Below are 14,716 nucleotides of genomic sequence, written 5' to 3'. Positions count from 1 at the left end.
GGCTCAGGAGGCCATCTTTTCCGTACGGGCGTTGATCAGTTCCTCGGGCTCCTGGGCCTCGACCCAGGTCTCGTTGTTGAGCCCGGCCTGCAGCCGCACCTCGTCGAGTTCGTTGGTCCATTTGGCGACCACGATGGTGGCGACGCCGTTGCCGATCAGGTTGGTCAGCGCGCGGGCCTCGGACATGAAGCGGTCGATGCCGAGAATCAGCGCCAGCCCCGCCACCGGCACGTGGCCCACCGCCGACAGCGTGGCCGCCAGCACGATGAAGCCGCTGCCGGTGACGCCGGCGGCCCCCTTCGATGTCAGCAACAGCACCGCCAGCAGCGTGATCTCCTGCATCAGCGTCATCGGGGTGTTGGTGGCCTGGGCGATGAAAACCGCCGCCATCGTCAGATAGATCGAGGTTCCGTCCAGGTTGAAGGAATAGCCGGTCGGGATCACCAGGCCGACGCAGGTCTTCTTGGCGCCGAGGTTCTCCATCTTCTCCATCATCCGCGGCAGCACCGATTCGGAGGACGAGGTGCCCAGCACGATCAGCAACTCTTCCTTGATGTACTTGATGAACTTCCAGATGCTGAATCCGTGGAAGCGCGCGATCCCCCCCAGCACCACGAAGATGAACAGCAGGCAGGTCAGGTAGAAGGTTGCCATCAGCTTGCCGAGCTCGAACAGCGAGCCGATCCCGTACTTGCCGATCGTGAACGCCATCGCGCCGAAGGCGCCGATCGGCGCCAGCTTCATGATGTAGTTGATGATCACGAAGAGCACGTGCGAGCCCTTCTCGATGACGTCGAACACCAGCGTGCCGCGGCCGCCGAAGCGATGCAGCGCGAAGCCGAACAGCACCGCGATCAGCAGCACCTGCAGGATCTCGCCCTTGGCGAAGGCATCGACCACCGTGTTGGGGATCACGTTCATGAGGAAATCGACCGTGCCCTGCATCTTGCCCGGGCCGGTATAGGCTGCCAGCGCCCGGGTGTCGAGCGACGCCGGATCGATATTCATGCCGACACCGGGCTTGAGCAGGTTGACCAGCACCAGGCCGACCACCAGCGCGATGCTGCTGACCACCTCGAAATAGAGCAGCGCCAGCCCACCGGTCTTGCCGACCTTCTTCATGTCCTCCATGCCCGCGATGCCGACCACCACGGTGCAAAAGATGATCGGCGCGATCATCATCTTGATCAGCTTGATGAAGGCGTCGCCGAGCGGCTTCATGGTTTCGCCGACGGACGGATAAAAATGCCCCAGCAGCACGCCGACGACCACGGCCGTGATCACCTGCGCGTAGAGGGAGCGGTAGATCGGCAGCTTCTTGGCCGGTGCGGCCGGCATCGCTGTGGGTGTCATGCGGGGATCTCCTGGGTGTGATGTGTTGGATTGGGAGACAGACGCCGTCGAAGGCGCCGCGCAAACAAAAAAAACCCGCCGTAGCGGGTTTTCTCGGGGCTTTTCCAGGTGGGCGCCTCAGTGCATGTGAAGCCCACCATTGACCGAGAAGTCGGCCCCGGTGGAATAGCCGCCTTCGTCGGTCGCCAGCCAGGCGATGATCGACGCGATCTCGCTCGGCTCGCCCAGCCGCTTGACCGGGATGGTGGAGACGATCTTGTCGAGCACTTCCTGGCGGATCGCCTTCACCATGTCGGTGCCGATGTAGCCCGGACTCACGGTGTTGACCGTCACGCCCTTGGCGGCGAGCTCCTGCGCCAGCGCCATCGTGAAGCCGTGCATCCCGGCCTTGGCGGCCGAGTAGTTGGTCTGGCCGGCCTGGCCCTTGGCGCCGTTGACCGAGCTGATGTTGATGATCCGGCCCCAGCCCTTGTCCACCATGTCGCCCACGACCTGCTTGGTCACGTTGAACATGCTGTTGAGGTTGGTCTCGATCACCGAACTCCAGTCCTCCGGCGTCATCTTGAGGAACATGCGGTCACGCGTGATGCCCGCATTGTTGACCAGCACGTCGATGCTGCCGTGCTCCGCCTTGGCCTTGGTGAAGGCCTCGACGGTGGACTGCCAGTCACCGACATTGCCGACCGAGGCATGGAACTCGTAGCCCTCGGCCTTCTGCTCCGCCAGCCATTTGGCGTGGTCACGGGTGGGGCCGCAGCCGGCGATGACGGTGAACCCGTCCTTGGCCAGGCGCTGGCAGATGGCTGTTCCGATGCCCCCCATGCCCCCGGTGACGTATGCGACTTTTTTGCTCATGAAGATTTCCTTGATGTATGCGAGCCTGAACAGGCATTGTTCACTTTATAGAAGTTTCTAGCCAAGGCCCGATCAGGAAAACACTGAGCCTCGATTGCAACGGGGTGTCACAAGCCGTCCATATACTGCGCCCCCATGCTCTGTCACTTCGTGTATTCGCTTCCCCCCGAGGGGGCCAGCCCGCCTTGGGGCGGCCCTGCGGCGGCCTGAATCGATGTCATCCATCGAGTTGAAACGGATCGCCAAGTCATGGGGCGAAAGCACGGCCCTGCACGCGGTGGACCTGCAGATCGAGCCGGGTTCGTTCTGCGTGCTCCTGGGCCCTTCGGGTTGCGGCAAGTCGACCACGCTGCGCATCGTCGCCGGGCTCGAGACCGCGACCGCCGGCCAGGTGCTGATCGACGGCCGCGACGTCACCGCGCTGCCGCCGTCCCGGCGCGGCATCGCGATGGTGTTCCAGAACTATGCGCTGTTTCCGCACCTGAGCGTGGCCGACAACATCAGTTTCGGCCTCTCGGTGCGCAAGACGCCGGCGGCGGAGAGCGCGCGCCGGCTGCGCGACGCCGCGGCGCTGCTGGGCCTCGAGGCGCTGCTGGAGCGCAGGCCGTCGCAGCTCTCGGGCGGCCAGCAGCAGCGGGTGGCCCTGGGCCGCGCGCTGGTGGCGCAGGCCAAGGTCTGCCTGATGGACGAGCCGCTGTCCAACCTCGACGCCCAGCTGCGCCAGGACATGCGCCGCGAACTGCGTGACCTGCAACGCCAGCTCGGCCTCACGGTGGTCTACGTCACGCACGACCAGACCGAGGCGATGAGCATGGCCGACCAGGTGGTGCTCCTGAACCGGGGCCGGGTCGAACAATCGGGCATGCCGCGCGAGCTCTATGCGCGGCCGGCCACCACCTTCGCGGCCCGCTTCATCGGCACGCCGCCGATGAACCTGGTGGCGCTGGAGGCCGGCCGCATCGCCGGCAGCGACGTCGCCGCCGGCCTGCAGGCCGCCACGCTCGGCGTCCGGCCCGAGGCCATCGCGCTCGATGCCGCAGGCATCCCGGCCACGGTGCAGAGCGTGGAGTACCTCGGCGCCGACCTGGTGCTGCGCTGCGCGGTGGGAAGCCAGGTGCTGCTGGTGCGCACCGCCGGGCAGCACCGGGCGGAGCCGGGCGACCGGGTCGGCCTGCGCTGGGCGCCACAGGACGCGCACGGCTTCGATGCCGGCGGCAAGCGAATCGATTGAGCTTTCATCCAAAGGAAAAAACCACCATGCAACGGAAGACCTTCATCCAGACCCTGGCCCTGCCCCTGATGGCCGCCGGCGCCCTGCTCGCCGGCACCGCGAGCGTTCACGCGCAGGCGCCGGTGGAGCTCCAGTTCTACTACCCGGTGGCCGTGGGCGGCCCGATCGCGAAGACGATCGACGGCTTCGCGGCCGGCTTCATGAAGGAGAACCCGGGCGTGAAGGTGTCGCCGATCTATGCCGGCACCTACCAGGAGACCATCGTCAAGGCGCTGACCGCGCACAAGTCGGGCACGCCGCCGGTGACCTCGGTGCTGCTGTCGACCGACATGTTCACGCTGATCGACGAGGATGCGATCGTTCCCTTCGACGATTTCGTGAAAACCCCCGAAGACAAGGCCTGGCTCGCCGGCTTCTACAAGGCGTTCATGATGAACAGCCAGACCGGTGGCAAGACCTGGGGCATCCCGTTCCAGCGCTCGACGGTGGTCATGTACTGGAACAAGGAACTGTTCAAGGAAGCCGGCCTCGACCCGAACAAGCCGCCGACGACCTGGGCCGAACTCAAGGAGGCGGCCACCAGGCTCACGAAGAAGGACGCCAGCGGCAAGGTCACGCAGTGGGGCGTGCAGATTCCCTCGAGCGGCTTCCCCTACTGGCTGTTCCAGACCCTGACCACGCCGAACGACGCGCTCCTCGCCAACGAGGCCGGCACCCAGGTCAAGCTCGACGATCCGAAGGTGATCGAGGCGCTGCAGTACTGGGTCGACCTCGGCAAGGCCGGCATCCACCCGCCGGGCGTGGTCGAGTGGGGCACGACGCCGAAGGACTTCTTCGAGAAGAAGGCTGCCATCATCTACACCACCACCGGCAACCTGACCAACATCAAGGCCAACGCCAAGTTCGACTTCGGCGTCGGCATGATTCCCGGGAACAAGCGCAAGGGCTCGCCCACCGGCGGCGGCAATTTCTACATCTTCAAGAAGTCGACGCCGGCGCAGCAGGACGCCGCGTTCAAGTTCGCCAAGTGGATCACCCAGCCCGAGCGTGCCGCGCAGTGGAGCATGGACACCGGCTACGTCGCGGTCTCCCCGGCCGCCTACGAGACCGACACGCTGCGCAAGTACGGCCGCGACTTCCCCGCCGCGCTGGTGGCGCGCGACCAGCTGCCGGTGTCGGTGGCCGAGTTCTCCACCCATGACAACCAGCGCGTGACCAAGGCCCTGAACGACGGCCTCCAGGCCGCGCTGACCGGCAGCAAGACGCCCGCCCAGGCGATGCAGGACGCGCAGCGCGAAGCCGACCGCATCCTGCGTTCGTTCAAGTAGACCGCGGCGCCGGCCACGCCATGACGCACCCCGGCAGCACCGCCTCGCGCAACGCCGTCCATGCGTGGCTGCTGCTGTTGCCGGCGCTGCTGCTGCTGGTCGCGTTCACGCACTGGCCGGCGGTCTCGACGCTGGTCGACAGCTTCTTCTCGACCCCCAAGGGCAAGCGCCCGGGCGTCTGGGTCGGGCTCGAGAACTACGCCGTCATGACCGGCGACCCGGTGTTCTGGAAGGCGGTGCGCAACAACCTCTGGTTCGCGGGCGCGACCATCCCGCTGTCGATCGCGCTGGCGCTGGTGATGGCGCTGTGGGTCAACGAGCGGATCGCGGGCCGGGCTTTCCTGCGCATGGCCTATTTCACGCCGACCGTGCTGCCGATGATCGCGGTGGCCAACATCTGGCTCTTCTTCTACACGCCGCAGTACGGCCTGCTCGAGCAGATCACCGGCGCGCTGGGCCTGCCCTCGCACAACTGGCTCGGCAGCCCCTCGACCGCGCTCGGCGCGGTGACGCTGGTCGCGATCTGGAAGGAAGCCGGCTTCTTCATGATCTTCTACCTGGCGGCGCTACAGACGCTCAACCCCAGCCTGCGCGAGGCGGCGGCGATCGAGGGCGCCTCGCGCTGGTACTTCTTCCGCCGCGTGCAATGGCCGCTCTTGATGCCCACCACGCTGTTCGTGCTGGTCAATGCCTTCATCAATGCCTTCCGGATGGTCGACCACCTGTTCGTGCTGACGCGCGGGGGCCCGGACAACGCCTCGATCCTGCTGCTCTATCACCTCTACGAGGTCGGATTCAGCTTCTGGGACACGGCCTACGCCTCGGCGATCACGGTGGTGCTGGTGGTGGTGCTGGCGGGCATCGCGCTGTTCCAGTTCTTCGTGCTCGACAGGAAGGTCCACTACAAATGAGCGCCGCCGCCCCGGCCCAGCGCCTCGCCTACAACGAGCCCACGCTGCTTGACACGCTGGCCGCCTGGTTGCTCGCGTTGCTGTGGATCCTGCCGCTGGCCTACGCGGTGTGGACCGCCTTCCATCCGGCCGAGTACTCGACCCGCTTCGCGCTGCTGGCGCCCCTCACGCTCGACAACTTCCGCCGCGCCTGGGAGGCGGCGCCCTTCGCGCGCTACTTCCTCAACACCACCCTGCTCGTCGCGATGGTGCTGGCGGTGCAGCTCGTGCTGGGCACGCTGGCGGCCTATGCCTTCGCACGCTACGAATTCAGAGGCCGCGGCATCGCCTTCGCGCTGGTGCTGGTCCAGCTGATGATCATGCCGGACATCCTGCTGGTCGAGAACTACAAGACCATGGCCCGGCTCGGGCTGGTCGACACGCTGCTGGCCATCGGGCTGCCCTACTTCGCCTCGGCCTTCGCGATCTTCCTGCTGCGCCAGACCTTCATGGGCATCCCGAAGGAGCTCGACGAGGCCGCCCGGGTCGAGGGCGCCGGCGCCCTGCAGATCCTGTGGCGCGTCTACGTGCCGCTGGCGCGCCCGGTCTATACCGCATTCGCCCTGGTGTCAGTGAGCTTTCACTGGAACAATTTCCTCTGGCCGCTGATCATCACGAACAGCGTCAACGCGCGGCCGCTGACGGTCGGGCTGCAGGTGTTCTCCTCGGTCGACCAGGGGGTCGACTGGTCGGTGATCACCGCCGCCACCCTGATGACCTCGGCGCCGCTGCTGATCGCGTTCCTGCTCTTTCAGCGTCAGTTCGTGCAGAGCTTCATGAGGGCCGGCATCAAATGAAACTCGTGACCTGGAACACCCAATGGTGCTGCGGCCTCGACGGCGTCGTGAGCCCGCAGCGCATCGTCGATGGCGCGCGCGCGATGGGGGATTTCGACGTCCTGTGCCTCCAGGAGATCGCCTCGGGCTTCGGCGCCATGGCGGGCAGCCCCGGCGACCAGCCGGCCGAGTTGCAGGCGCTGCTGCCGGGCTTCCAGCTCTTCTTCGGCGCCGCGGTCCATGACTTCGATGCCGACGGCCGGCCGATGCGATTCGGCAACCTGATCGCCACGCGGCTGCCGGTGGCGCATGTGCAGCATCACGTCCTGCCCTGGCCAGCCGACCCATCCGTGACCAGCATGCCGCGCATGTGCACCGTGGTCACGCTGACCAGCCCCGAACTGGGCCCGCTGCGCGTGATGACCACGCACCTGGAGTACTACTCGCCGACACAGCGGCTGGCGCAGGCGCGCGCCCTGCGCGCGTTGCACAAGGAGGCCTGCGAGCAGGCCGCAGCGCCGCCGGTCGACGACTTCCATGGCTCGCCGTTCCGGCCCAAGCGCCACACGCCGCAAGCCATCCTCTGCGGCGACTTCAACACGCCCGCGTCCGACCCGGCGTATGACGCCATCCAGCAGCCTTTCGCCGACCCCGCCCTGTCGGCCCAGGCACCCGCCCTGCGGTTCCAGGATGCCTGGCCGCTGGCCCACCCCGAGCGGCCGCACGACCCGACCTTCCGCCTCTTCGACCGCACCTACGGTCCCGATCCGATGGCCTGCGATTTCGTCTTCGTGAGCGATGAACTGGCGCCGCGGGTGCGCAGGGTCGAGGTCGATTTGCAGACCCGCGCCTCGGACCACCAACCCGTGCTCCTCGAAATACAGTGAGCTCGCCTCCGGGCGGCCCGCAGGCTCACCCCCGCGGCCGGCAAAGCCAGGCCCGTTGGTGAAACACCGCGGAACCGGCTTCGCCGGGCCGCAGGTGTTGCCCGCTGCAAGGGGGTGGGCGGCTACACGCAGTGAGCCAACCTGGGGGTTAGCGTTCGATCGTCAGGGCGACACCCATGCCGCCGCCGATGCACAGCGAAGCGATGCCCTTCTTGGCGTTCTGGCGCTGCATCTCGTGCAGCAGCGTCACCAGGATGCGGCAGCCCGAGGCACCGATGGGGTGGCCGATGGCGATCGCACCGCCGTTCACGTTGACCTTGTTGACATCCCAGCCCATTTCGCGGTTCACCGCGCAGGCCTGGGCCGCGAAGGCCTCGTTGATCTCGAGCAGGTCGAGGTCCTGCGGCTTCCAGCCGGCGCGCTGCAACGCCTTCTGCGAGGCCGGCACCGGGCCCATGCCCATGAAGGCCGGGTCGAGGCCGGTGCTGGCGTAGCTGGCGATGCGCCCGAGCGGCTTCAGGCCCAGGGCGGCCGCCTTCTTGGCGGTCATCACCATCACGGCGGCGGCGCCGTCGTTCAGGCCCGAGGCATTGCCTGCCGTCACGCCGCCGGCCTTGTCGAAGGCCGGGCGCAGGCCCGCGAGGCCCTCGGCGCTGCTTTTGCGGTTGATGAACTCGTCCTGGGCGAAAACCACCGGGTCGCCCTTCTTCTGCGGGATGTTGACCGCGACGATCTCGTCCTTGAACTTGCCGGCATCCTGCGCAGCGGCCGCCTTGGTCTGGCTGCCGAGCGCCAGTTCGTCTTGTGCGGCGCGGCTGATGTCGTACTTCTTGGCCACGTTCTCGGCCGTGATGCCCATGTGGTACTGGTTGTACACGTCCCACAGGCCGTCGACGATCATCGAGTCGACCAGCTTCCAGTCGCCCATGCGCTGGCCGTTGCGCGAATTGGGCAGCACGTGCGGCGCCAGGCTCATGCTCTCCTGCCCGCCCGCGATGACGATCTCGCTGTCGCCCGTGGCCACCGCCTGCGCCGCCAGCATCACGGCCTTCAGGCCCGAGCCGCAGACTGCGTTGATGGTCAGCGCCGGTGTCTCCTGGGTGATGCCGCTCTTCAGCAGCGCCTGGCGCGCCGGGTTCTGGCCGCTGCCCGCGGCCAGCACCTGGCCCATGATGACTTCGCCGATCTGGTCGCCGCCAACCTTGGCGCGCGCCAGCACTTCCTTGATCACGAGGGCGCCGAGTTCGGTGGCCGGGATGTTGGCCAGCGAACCGCCGAACTTGCCCACGGCGGTGCGTGCGGCTGAAACGATGACGATGTCTTCCATGGTGTGTTCTCCGTGTGCGTGGATGGAAATAGCGAAAAGGGTGAGGGTCAGGCCTTGGCCTTGACGTAGCGGCCCGGCGCCGGCTCGCTCGCCTTGTAGGCGCTGCCTTTGCCATAGGCCTTGGGGGCAGGGATCTGCTTGCCCGCGTGGGTCTTGAGCCAGTCGGACCAGTCGGTCCACCAACTGCCGGGATGCTCGGTGGCGCCGGCCAGCCATTCGGCCGGCGTCTTCGGCAGCTTGCCGTCGGCGCGGATCCAGTGGCTGCGCTTCTTCTTGGCCGGAGGATTGATCACGCCCGCGATGTGGCCCGAGGCGCCCATCACGAAGCGCTTCTTGCCGCTGAGCAGCTGCGTCGAGGCATAGGCGCCGCCGATCGGCACGATGTGGTCTTCGCGCGAGCCATAGATGTAGACCGGCGCCTCGATGGCCCCGAGGTCGACCTGCTCGCCGGCCACGGTCAGCGCGCCCGGCGCCGCCAGCTTGTTCTCGTGGTAGGTGTGGCGCAGATACCAGCAGTACATCGGCCCCGGCAGGTTGGTGGCGTCGCTGTTCCAGTAGAGCAGGTCGAACGGCGGCGGCGTCTCGCCCTTGAGGTAGTTGCCGACCACGTAGTTCCAGACCAGGTCGTTGGGCCTGAGGAAGCTGAAGGTGGAGGCCAGCTCGCCGCCCTTCAGCAAGCCGCCCTGCCCCATCTGCATCTCGCGGAACTGCACGAAGTTCTCATCGATGAAGATGTCGAGCACCCCGGTGTCGGTGAAGTCGAGCAGGGTGGTCAGCAGCGTGACCGAGGCGGCGGGTTGTTCGCCGCGCGCCGCGAGCACGGCCAGCGCGGTGCTCAGGATGGTGCCGCCGACGCAAAAACCCAGGGTGTCGATCTGTCCGCCCTTCTTGTCCTGGCCGGTGATCTCCTGGGTCACGTGGATCGCCTTGATGGCGGCGTCCTCGATGTACTGGTCCCAGGTGTATTGCGCCATCGACGCATCGGGATTGCGCCAGCTGACCACGAACACGCGGTGCCCCTGCTCCACCGCGTAGCGGATCAGCGAGTTCTCGGGCTGCAGGTCGAGGATGTAGAACTTGTTGATGCACGGCGGGATCAACAGCAGCGGCCGTTCGTAGACCTTGGCTGTCAGCGGCTTGTATTCGAGCAGCTGGAACAGCGCGTTCTCGAACACCACCGCGCCCTCGGTCGTGCCGACATTTCGGCCGACCTCGAAGGCGCTTTCATCGGTCATGCTGACATGGCCCTGCTGGAGGTCATGCAGCAGGTTCTGGATGCCCTTGGCAATGCTCTCGCCCTGGGTGTCGAGCGCCTTCTTCTGCGCCTCGGCATTGAAGGCGAGGTAGTTGCTGGGCGACGAGGCGGCCATCCATTGCTCGACCGCGAAGCGAAGGCGGGAGCGGGTCTTTTCGTCGGTCTCGACCGCTTCGGCCATGCCCAGCAGCGTGCGCGCGTTCAGCAGGTAGATCGCGGCCGAGAAGGACGAGACCGGGTTGCTGCCCCAGGCAGCGCCGGCGAAGCGCTTGTCGGCGTGGGCCTGGGCCGCGAAGCCGTTGTGCCAGAGCTCGGAGGCTTCGCTGACGTACTGCTCCTGCAGCAGGCGGAGCTTGTCGCTGGACATGGCGAACTTGGGCATGTTCCAGGGCGCACCCGCCGGCCGGGTTCCCGAAGCGCCAAGCGCCTGGAAGGATTCGAGCGCCTTCTCCCAACCCTGCGTGAGCGCCTGCTGAAACGGCGCGAAAGTCTCGGCCCCGGCGGCCTGTGTGTGTTTCATGGTGTCTCCTGCTGCCTCGCCTCATAGGATCGGGTTTTGAGTATGCTGTATTCGCAGGGGCCCCACCAGTGCGGCCCGCCATTCCTTCCTGAAAACATCGTCTATGCACCTCGTCGTGATCGCCTGGCTCTATGTTGCACTGATGATGGCGGTCGCAGAGGCCACCAACACCACCGGAACCGTGCTCGGTGCGATCTTCACCTTTCTACTCTACGGCCTGCTGCCGGTGGCCCTGGTGGTTTACCTGATGGCCACCCCGGCACGGCGCCGCGCGATCAAGGCGCGCGAAGCGGCCGAGCGCGAGGCCGCGATGCAAGCCGCCAGGGCCGCTTCAGACCCGCCAGAGGCAGGCGGCGAAACGGCCGCTGACCCGGTCGCGACGGTGCGAGAAAAAACGTAACGGGTTGTGCACGGTGCACCAGGCCTCGCTGCTGTCGTTGCCGTGAAGCCGCGTGATGCCGGCCGCCTGCAGGCGCTGGCGCGCCAGCCCCGCGAGGTCGGCCATCCACTTGCCCGGCGTGCCGGCCGGCCGGAAGCACGCGCTGGCCGCCGGCGAGCCGGCTTCGAAGGCGGCCCGGACCTCGTCGCCGACCTCGAAGGCGTCGGGTCCGATGCAGGGGCCGAGCCAGGCCATGAGTTCGGAAGCGCCGCCCTCGGCCTCGAAAGCCTCGACGGTGCGCTCGAGCACACCCGCCGCCAGCCCGCGCCAACCTGCGTGCGCGGCCGCCACGCGGCGGCCGCCTTCATCGGTGAACAGCACCGGCAGGCAGTCGGCGACCATGATCGTGCAGGCGATGCCGCGTTCCGTCGTCGTGCAGGCGTCGGCGCTGGCGCCGTCGACGCTCTGCGCATCGAGGGTCAGCACCTGGGTGCCGTGCACCTGCGCCAGGAACACCGGCTGCGCGCCAAGGGCATCCCGGAGGCAGGCCCGGTTGGCCTGAACCTTCTCGGGATCGTCGCCGACATGGCCGCCGAGGTTCAGCCCCTGGAAGCTGCCGAGCGAAACGCCGCCCTCCCGCGTGGTGCATACCGCACGCACATTCGCGGGCGCTGGCCAGTCCGGCACGAGCCAATCGGGCATGCTCAGGCTTCCGCGTCGGGGCAGTTCGATGGCTGGGCGCGCTGGAAGGCGTCGAGCTGCATGCAGGCGTCGAATGCCGCCATCGTGCGCGGCAGGCCGCTGAAGTCGCAGTCGAAGCGCTTGCCATTGAAGATCTGCGGCACCAGGCAGCAGTCGGCGATGGTCGGCGTGCTGCCGTAGCAATAGGTGCCGGCCGGATACTGGGCCAGCTGGCGTTCGAAGGCCAGCATGCCCTCGCGCACCCAGTGGCGGTACCAGGCGTTCTTGGCCTCGTCGTCCAGCTTCAGTTCCCGCACCAGGTACTTGAGCACGCGCAGGTTGTTGAGCGGATGGATCTCGCAGGCGATCGACTCCGCCAGCGCCCGCACGTGGGCGCGGCCGACGGGATCGCTGGGCAGGAGCGCGGGCTCGGGCTGGATCTCGTCGAGGTATTCCATGATCGCCAGCGATTGCGTGAACCGCTCGCCCTCGTCCTCGAGCAGCGGCACCAGATTGTCGGGCGAGATCGCGGCGAAGGGGCCGGTCTTGTGCTCCCCGCGGGCGATGTGGACCGGGATGTAGTCGTAGTCCAGCCCCTTGAGGTTGAGCGCGATTCGCACACGGAAGGAGGCGGAGGAGCGGAAATAATTGTGCAGCTTCATCATCCGGCTAGCATAGCCGCGCCGCCCCGCGCAGGCCACCGCCGGGCAATTCGCCCGGTCGTCTGGCACACTGCTTTTTTCGCTGAAAAGGACGTTTCTCCCATGGCCTCCGAGTTTGTTTTCACCCCTCACCCGGTCGTATCGATCCCCGTCGTCGGCCAGGCCCCGCGCTTTCCGGTGCACCGCATCTACTGCGTCGGGCGCAACTACGAAGAGCATGCCAAGGAAATGGGCTTCACCGGCCGCGAACCGCCCTTCTTCTTCATGAAGCCGGCCGATGCCGTGGTGGTGGTCGAGGCCGGCAGCACCGGCACCATGGCCTACCCGACGCTGACCAAGAACCTGCACCACGAGATCGAGCTGGTCGCCGCGATCGGCACCGGCGGCAAGAACATCGCGGCAGCCGACGCCCACAAGCACATCTTCGGCTATGCCGTCGGCCTCGACATGACGCGCCGCGACCTGCAGAACGACATGAAGAAGCAGGGCCGCCCCTGGGACATTGGCAAGAGCTTCGAGCAGAGCGCACCGATCGGCCCGATCGTGCCGGCCGCGCAGGCGGGCGACATCGAGAAGGCTGAGATCTCGGTCCAGGTCGGCGGCGTCGACCGCCAGCGCAGCAACGTGAGCAAGCTGATCTGGAATCTGGCCGAAACCATCGAGCACCTGTCGGCCGCCTGGGAACTGCAGCCCGGCGACCTGATCTTCACGGGGACGCCCGAGGGCGTGGCCGCGGTGGTCGCGGGCGACACGCTGGTCGGCGAAATCACCGGCCTGCCCAAGCTGACCGTCCGGATCATCTAAACAATGATCCTGCGCGTCCCCATCAAGCACTGCAAGAACTGCGGCACCGCGGTCGTCTACCGCGTCCCGGACGACGGCGACACCAAGGAGCGCGCGGTCTGCCCGGCCTGCAACACGATCCACTACGAGAATCCGCTGAACGTGGTGGGGACCATCCCGGTCCTCGGCGATCGCGTGCTGCTGTGCAAGCGCAACATCGAGCCGCGCTGGGGCAAATGGACGCTGCCGGCCGGGTTCATGGAGCTCAACGAGTCGACCGAGCAGGGTGCTGCGCGCGAGACCGACGAAGAGGCCGGCGCCGAGTACGAGATGGAAGGCCTGTTCGCGGTCATGAGCGTGGTGCGCGTCGGCCAGGTCCACCTGTTCTACCGTGCCCGGCTGCTGAGCGAGCGCTTCGATCCGGGCCACGAAACGATCGAGGCCCGGCTCTTCGCCGAGGACGAGATCCCGTGGGAAGAGATCGCGTTCCGCACCGTGCGGGAGGCGCTCACGCGCTACTTCGACGACCGGCGCCGCGGCAGCTTCGATCGCGTCCACACGGTGGACATCGTATGAATCGCAGGCTGCAGCGGCAACTCGTTCTCGGCCTTGCCGTGGCGGCAACGGGCGCCGGGGCCGAACAGGTCGGCGAAGTCGACACCGCCTTCAAGCTGATCGGGCCGGACCACAAGATCGTGGTCGAGGCCTACGACGATCCGAAGGTGAACGGCGTCACCTGCTATGTCTCGCGCGCCAAGACCGGCGGCGTGTCCGGCGCGCTCGGCCTGGCCGAAGACAAGGCCGAAGCCTCGATCGCCTGCCGGCAGGTGGGACCGGCCGGCGTGATCCAGCCGCTGCCGCGGCGCGAGGAGGTCTTCAGCGAACGGCAGTCGATTCTCTTCAAGCGGCTGCGCGTCGTGCGCATCGTCGATGCCAGGCGCAACACGCTGGTCTACCTGGCCTATTCCGACCTGCTCATCGATGGCTCGCCGAAGAACAGCGTCACCGCCGTCCCGATCGATCGCGCCACACCGATCCCGCAGAAGTAGCGCGGGCGCCCCGGGGTGAGCCGCAGCACCGGCTGCAACCCCTGGTCACGCCCGCTCCTTCGACGGCGTGCTAAAAATGCGGTCCGGTCGCCGCGGCGGGGAACCCTTCGCGGCGATCACGTTCCAAAAAAAGCAGCCATGCAAGCCCAGAACTCACTTTCTCGCGCCACCGCCATCGCGGCCGTCGCCATCGCGGCCGCCGCCCTGGCGGCCTGTTCGACCCCCAAGGGCTCCGGTCCGCCCTTCTACCCCTTGCCACCGTCGGGCCAGACGCCCCCACCCACCGCCGCGCCGGCACCCAAGCCACAGGCCTTCTTCATCCGGCCGTCGAACGGCCGCACGCTCTCGGGTTTCGACGGCACCCGCAACAAGGGCCTGGATATCGCGGGCAACCTGGGCGACCCGGTGCTCGCGGCGGCCGACGGACGCGTCGTCTACGTGGGCGGCGAACTGCGCGGCTACGGCAACATGGTGATCGTCCAGCACAACGACACCTTCCTGACCGCCTACGCCCACACCAAGACCATCCTGGTCAAGGAGAAGGAGGTGGTACGCCAGGGCCAGAAGATCGCCGAGATGGGCAACAGCGACGCCGACCGCGTGAAGCTGCATTTCGAGATCCGCAAACAGGGCGTGGCGGTCGATCCCGAGCCCTACCTGAACGGGACCTTGCGCTAGCG

The 14,716-nt window shown here is 67.1% G+C and carries 16 protein-coding genes; 10 read left to right on the top strand and 6 right to left on the bottom strand.

What is annotated here, in order from left to right; all coding sequences use genetic code 11:
- Window positions 1-3: 3 nt before the first annotated feature.
- Together AC1DYK_RS06420 and phbB are read right to left on the bottom strand one after the other, a co-directional pair.
- Window positions 4-1,353 (bottom strand): dicarboxylate/amino acid:cation symporter, encoded by a 1,350-nt coding sequence (locus AC1DYK_RS06420; protein ID WP_478165498.1) that lies wholly within the window; start codon window positions 1,351-1,353, stop codon window positions 4-6.
- A 117-nt stretch (window positions 1,354-1,470) separates the two neighbouring features.
- Window positions 1,471-2,208, bottom strand: coding sequence for an acetoacetyl-CoA reductase (gene phbB, locus AC1DYK_RS06415; protein WP_478092316.1), 738 nt, complete (start codon window positions 2,206-2,208; stop codon window positions 1,471-1,473).
- A 214-nt stretch (window positions 2,209-2,422) separates the two neighbouring features.
- Here phbB and AC1DYK_RS06410 point away from each other — a divergent pair, with 214 nt between their 5' ends.
- The 5 genes from AC1DYK_RS06410 to AC1DYK_RS06390 are packed head-to-tail and all read left to right on the top strand — an operon-like array spanning window position 2,423 to window position 7,380.
- Entirely contained in the window at window positions 2,423-3,439 is a 1,017-nt protein-coding gene (locus AC1DYK_RS06410; protein ID WP_478165497.1) for an ABC transporter ATP-binding protein, read from the top strand.
- A 26-nt stretch (window positions 3,440-3,465) separates the two neighbouring features.
- Complete coding sequence (locus tag AC1DYK_RS06405; protein ID WP_478165496.1) at window positions 3,466-4,767, top strand: ABC transporter substrate-binding protein; 1,302 nt, start codon at window positions 3,466-3,468, stop codon at window positions 4,765-4,767.
- A gap of 20 nt (window positions 4,768-4,787) precedes the next feature.
- Window positions 4,788-5,678, top strand: a complete 891-nt coding sequence (locus AC1DYK_RS06400; RefSeq protein ID WP_478165495.1) for a carbohydrate ABC transporter permease — start codon at window positions 4,788-4,790, stop codon at window positions 5,676-5,678.
- Window positions 5,675-6,514, top strand: coding sequence for a carbohydrate ABC transporter permease (locus tag AC1DYK_RS06395; protein WP_478165494.1), 840 nt, complete (start codon window positions 5,675-5,677; stop codon window positions 6,512-6,514). Before AC1DYK_RS06400 ends, AC1DYK_RS06395 begins: the two co-directional genes overlap by 4 nt.
- Window positions 6,511-7,380, top strand: coding sequence for an endonuclease/exonuclease/phosphatase family protein (locus AC1DYK_RS06390; protein WP_478165493.1), 870 nt, complete (start codon window positions 6,511-6,513; stop codon window positions 7,378-7,380). Before AC1DYK_RS06395 ends, AC1DYK_RS06390 begins: the two co-directional genes overlap by 4 nt.
- A gap of 148 nt (window positions 7,381-7,528) precedes the next feature.
- On the opposite strand, the gene AC1DYK_RS06385 is transcribed toward AC1DYK_RS06390, so the two are convergent.
- Window positions 7,529-8,707: an acetyl-CoA C-acetyltransferase gene (locus AC1DYK_RS06385; protein WP_478165492.1), complete on the bottom strand. Its 1,179-nt coding sequence runs from the start codon at window positions 8,705-8,707 to the stop codon at window positions 7,529-7,531.
- Window positions 8,708-8,754: 47 nt separating this feature from the next.
- The gene (gene phaC, locus AC1DYK_RS06380) at window positions 8,755-10,482 is read right to left on the bottom strand and encodes a class I poly(R)-hydroxyalkanoic acid synthase (RefSeq protein WP_478165491.1); all 1,728 of its coding nucleotides are present in this window, start codon (window positions 10,480-10,482) and stop codon (window positions 8,755-8,757) included.
- 103 nt (window positions 10,483-10,585) lie between these two features.
- Here phaC and AC1DYK_RS06375 point away from each other — a divergent pair, with 103 nt between their 5' ends.
- The gene (locus AC1DYK_RS06375; protein WP_478093813.1) at window positions 10,586-10,882 is read left to right on the top strand and encodes a hypothetical protein; all 297 of its coding nucleotides are present in this window, start codon (window positions 10,586-10,588) and stop codon (window positions 10,880-10,882) included.
- On the opposite strand, the gene pgeF is transcribed toward AC1DYK_RS06375, so the two are convergent.
- Window positions 10,814-11,563 carry a peptidoglycan editing factor PgeF gene (pgeF, locus tag AC1DYK_RS06370; RefSeq protein ID WP_478165490.1) on the bottom strand — a complete coding sequence of 250 codons (750 nt, stop codon included), beginning with the start codon at window positions 11,561-11,563 and terminating at the stop codon, window positions 10,814-10,816. The two genes, AC1DYK_RS06375 and pgeF, sit on opposite strands and share 69 nt — an antisense overlap.
- A 2-nt stretch (window positions 11,564-11,565) precedes the next feature.
- Window positions 11,566-12,204, bottom strand: a complete 639-nt coding sequence (maiA, locus tag AC1DYK_RS06365; protein WP_478165489.1) for a maleylacetoacetate isomerase — start codon at window positions 12,202-12,204, stop codon at window positions 11,566-11,568.
- Window positions 12,205-12,306: 102 nt separating this feature from the next.
- Between maiA and AC1DYK_RS06360 the strand changes: the two genes are divergently transcribed.
- The 4 genes from AC1DYK_RS06360 (at window position 12,307) to AC1DYK_RS06345 (ending at window position 14,714) form a co-directional block, all read left to right on the top strand.
- Window positions 12,307-13,008 (top strand): fumarylacetoacetate hydrolase family protein, encoded by a 702-nt coding sequence (locus AC1DYK_RS06360; RefSeq protein ID WP_478156482.1) that lies wholly within the window; start codon window positions 12,307-12,309, stop codon window positions 13,006-13,008.
- Window positions 13,009-13,011: 3 nt separating this feature from the next.
- Complete coding sequence (locus tag AC1DYK_RS06355) at window positions 13,012-13,563, top strand: NUDIX hydrolase (protein ID WP_478156484.1); 552 nt, start codon at window positions 13,012-13,014, stop codon at window positions 13,561-13,563.
- Window positions 13,560-14,036 carry a CreA family protein gene (locus AC1DYK_RS06350; protein WP_478156485.1) on the top strand — a complete coding sequence of 159 codons (477 nt, stop codon included), beginning with the start codon at window positions 13,560-13,562 and terminating at the stop codon, window positions 14,034-14,036. Before AC1DYK_RS06355 ends, AC1DYK_RS06350 begins: the two co-directional genes overlap by 4 nt.
- Before the next feature lie 138 nt (window positions 14,037-14,174).
- Window positions 14,175-14,714 (top strand): murein hydrolase activator EnvC family protein, encoded by a 540-nt coding sequence (locus AC1DYK_RS06345; RefSeq protein ID WP_478165488.1) that lies wholly within the window; start codon window positions 14,175-14,177, stop codon window positions 14,712-14,714.
- Window positions 14,715-14,716 lie beyond the last annotated feature (2 nt).

This window comes from Variovorax sp. P2_H12, assembly GCF_056403395.1.
The sequence above is the reverse complement of the archived record's forward strand: the minus strand, read 5'-3'. Positions and strand labels throughout refer to the sequence as shown.